At 64.4% G+C, this 3,659-nt stretch carries 4 protein-coding genes and 1 pseudogene; 4 read left to right on the top strand and 1 reads right to left on the bottom strand.

All coding sequences use genetic code 11. The features are described from left to right. From QM600_RS21540 to QM600_RS21525, 4 genes are all read left to right on the top strand, one after another. The coding region (locus tag QM600_RS21540; RefSeq protein ID WP_283263581.1) for a DUF4328 domain-containing protein at positions 1–943 on the top strand (943 nt) is incomplete at its 5' end. Then, complete coding sequence (locus QM600_RS21535; RefSeq protein ID WP_094270696.1) at positions 940–1,704, top strand: glycerophosphodiester phosphodiesterase; 765 nt, start codon at positions 940–942, stop codon at positions 1,702–1,704. The genes QM600_RS21540 and QM600_RS21535, both read left to right, overlap by 4 nt. 11 nt (positions 1,705–1,715) lie before the next feature. Beyond that, entirely contained in the window at positions 1,716–2,630 is a 915-nt protein-coding gene (locus QM600_RS21530) for a DUF5926 family protein (RefSeq protein WP_094270697.1), read from the top strand. A gap of 46 nt (positions 2,631–2,676) precedes the next feature. Beyond that, the gene (locus QM600_RS21525; RefSeq protein ID WP_283263580.1) at positions 2,677–3,465 is read left to right on the top strand and encodes an alpha/beta fold hydrolase; all 789 of its coding nucleotides are present in this window, start codon (positions 2,677–2,679) and stop codon (positions 3,463–3,465) included. Here QM600_RS21525 and QM600_RS21520 read toward each other — a convergent pair. After that, positions 3,462–3,659: pseudogene (locus QM600_RS21520) on the bottom strand (ferritin); the annotation flags it as partial. The gene QM600_RS21525 and the pseudogene QM600_RS21520 overlap by 4 nt on opposite strands.

Here is a 3,659-nt window from a genome sequence, read left to right as displayed (position 1 = left end):
GCATCATGGCACCGGCGGCCCGGCGCAGCATCATGGCACCGGCGGCCCGGCGCAGTGGTGCCCCCGCTGCAGCGGCGTCCTGCTCGTCCCGGTTCGCTCCGACGCCTATCTGCCGCCCAGCCGTCGAGGCTTCCGATGGATTGCGCGCACGCCCAACGCGCCGCGCGGTGTCGGTGATCCACGACCGCCGCGCCAGAACTTGTCGACGCCCCACTACGACGCCGTCCCGCAATGGGGTCTCACAGATGTCGTCGACGCCACGCCGGCCGCGGAGTCGCAGGCCGAACGAATGGCCGATCGCGTCGGCTCACTGCTCACACTTGCCACAGTTCTGTACGGTCTGGCCGTATTTGCGGAGATCGGCCGATACGCGATCCTGGTGCGCAACCAGACCCGTCTGATTCCCCAATCGCTCTTGACGGCGTCCGATGCGGCTGTGTACTTCACGCAACTCGGCGGACTGCTCTGCGCTGTTCTCGCTGCCGTCGCGGCAGTGTGCTGGCTGCTGCGCCAACGCCGCGAGCAGTACGCCCGTGAAAAGCGCACCGACCCACGCTCGCGCGGCGAGATCATCCTCGGCTGCGCGCTGCCCGTGCTCAACCTCGTGATGCCGGCGATGTACCTGCTGGAACTCGTTCGCCGCGATCCTCGCGGGGTCCGGCTGGTCAAGATCTGGTGGGCGTTCTGGACGTTCAGTGGCCTCCTGCTGGTCGTTAATGCGTACTGGCGCTCGCGGCCGGGACTGCAGGCAATGGCCGACGGTGTGCTCCTGTCAGCCTTCATTGCGTTGATCGCCGCGCTCACTGCCGCTCTGACACTTCTGGTGGTTCGACGTATCGAGCACAAGGATTGGCGCGGTGAACCGGAAACTGCGACCCGGTGGGTGCCGGTACCGCGCTCGGTGTTGGAACAGTCGAAAGAGAAAGAGACTGCTGCGCTGTGAGCCCTGATCGTCGAGGTCCGCTCGTTGTTGCCCACCGCGGGGCGTCGGCGGCCCGGCCGGAACACACACTCGCCGCGTACGAACTCGCCCTCGAAGAAGGCGCCGACGGGCTCGAATGCGATGTTCGGCTCACCCGCGACGGTCACCTCGTCTGCGTTCACGACCGCAAAGTGGACCGCACGTCCAGTGGCACCGGAATCGTCAGCGAAATGACTCTCGATTCCCTGAACGAGCTGGACTTCGGTTCAACCGGTGAACCGGCCGAACTTCTGACGCTGGCAGATCTCATCACCTTGGCCTTGGACTTCTCGCGTCCGGTGAAACTGTTCATCGAGACCAAGCATCCCGTGCGATTCGGTGGACTGGTCGAAGCAAAACTTCTCGCTGAGCTGCACCGTTTCGGAATTGCGTCGCCGCCGTCGGCCGATCACTCCCGGGCCGTCGTGATGTCGTTTTCGGCCAGCGCGGTGTGGAGAGTGCGCCGGGCGGCTCCGCTGCTGCCGACGGTTCTCCTCGGCGACGCGTCGCGGTATCTGGGCGGCGGAGCGTCGACGGCCGTCGGTGCCACCGCGATCGGACCGTCCATCAAATCCTTGCGAGAGCATCCCGATCTGGTGGACCGCGCTGCGGCCGCCGGACGCGCGACGTACTGCTGGACCGTCGACGGCAAAGCTGATGTGGACCTGTGCCGCGAACTCGGAGTCAGCTGGGTGGCCACCAATCACCCCGGTCGGACAAAAGAATGGCTAGGTAGCGTGTAGATTTTGCCCTCGTGGCTAAGAAGAGCAAAAGAAACAGTGGACCGAAGGTAGACAGTGGGCGCGCCGAGAAGCTCGCCGCCCGCCAGGCAGAGCGTGAGGCAGCAACCAGCACGGTGAGCCGCCCGTTCGCAGGCCTCGCAGCCGAGTGCGACCTGGTCGCAATGCGTGAGTTCGTTCCTTCGGCTACGGCTCCGCTGCCCGTCATCGGAACCGACCGTCCCATCACCATCGCAACGGTGCTTCCGGGCGCAGTTGCCGCGCTAGTTCGCGACGAAGGCGACACCGCGACCGGCTTTGTCGGCGTGCAGGTACAGGCGTACTCCGATGATCTGGGTGCAGACCTCGCCGCTGCGGCAACCTGGGTCAAGGATGCGGCTCCCGGCGATGCCCTCCCCGCTGCCGATCCCGGTACGGACACCCCGGCCGTCACCGCCGTCGTTGATCCCGCGGCACTGCTGGACATCACCGTCTACCAGGACTTCAACTGGTGGATCCCCGAAGGAACCGAAACCGACGCCCAGGTCAAGGCGACTGTCGAGCAGGCAAACGCTGCGATCATGCCGTCGGCACGCCTCGAAGGCGACGGCCTTGTTGCTGCCTGGTGGGTTGACGCCGGAGAAAAGGCTCACCTGCGCTGGGTGCGTCCCGAGAGCGAAGACGACCTGATGCTGGCACTGGCCCGCATACATGCTGCCGGCGGGCTGAACCTGGGTGAAGGGTCGCGTTTCGCAGGCTCCTTCCGCACCCACGGACTGCTGGTTCCGGTCTTCGACCTGGACCGCGAGAAGCACGCCAACGAGTGGGTAGCGGCAACCGTCGAATTCGGCGACCGCTTGGCTCAGGCACTGGCTGTCGACGCGCCGTTGACGGCCGCCGAACTGCGTTCGCGTGACGGACTGCGTGGCCGTCAGGTCACGTTGCGCTGATTCTCCACCTCTAGACGTTACGCAAGGTCACGTATAAAGTTTTCGAATGACCTTGTCGCACGACATCTCCGGTAGCGGTCCCACGCTTGTTCTCGTCCATGGCATAGTCCATCGGCGCCAGGCGTGGGATTCGCTTTTGGATCTGCTGACGCCGTATCGACGCGTCGTCACCGTCGACCTCCCCGGGCACGGAGAATCTCCGCTTCCCGAACTCGGTTCGGACGTCATGGGACAGTTGATCGACGACGTCAGCGAGTTTATTTCCGAGGTCACGCCGCAAGGAGAGCGCGCCCATGTCGCCGGAAACTCTCTCGGCGGATGGATCGCACTCTCTCTCGCGGCACGCGGTGACGTAGCTTCCGCAACAGCGCTCTCGCCGGCCGGATTTTTTGTCAATCACCTGGACCAGGTGCGTGCCATCAACATGTTTCGCGGCCTCCGGGCAACGGCCCGCCTCATGGGCGATGGAATGCCACAGGCAATGCGGTACAAGATGATTCGCTATCCAGCTCTCGGTGCATTCTTTGCCCACCCGAGCCACGTCAACTATGCGGCGGCTTTGGCCGACTGCCGCTCGCTCGTGTCCAACGAACTGGTGGACCTCGGTGTCGACCTGAATTTCACGCTGCCTCCGATCGTTGATCCCACTGTGCCAGTGACGGTTGCGTGGGGTCGACGCGATCTGATCTTGCCCGTCTACCAGGCGAAGCGCGTGAAAAAGCCCTTCCCGCAAGCGAAACTCATGATCTTGCCCGGGCTGGGGCATGTTCCGATGACAGACGCCCCCGAACTGATCAGCTCGATCTTGCTGGCGGGAAGTGAACCGCTGGGCTAGACGGTTCCCCCGGCCGCAGCGGGTGCGCCCGTGGTGTCACTGACCGTGCTCATCTCGCGGGAAACAAAATCTTCGAGATCGAACAGGTTGGCACCCGCGCGATCCGCGATGGTGAGAAGCGTCGTCATGCTGGCAACTTCCTCGACCTGCTCCTTGAGGAACCACTGCATGAACTGCTCGCCCAGGTAGTCGCC

It is taken from the genome of Rhodococcus sp. IEGM 1379 (genome assembly GCF_030056815.1).
GTDB lineage: Bacteria > Actinomycetota > Actinomycetes > Mycobacteriales > Mycobacteriaceae > Rhodococcus_F.
This window is presented reverse-complemented; position numbering and strand designations above follow the sequence as displayed.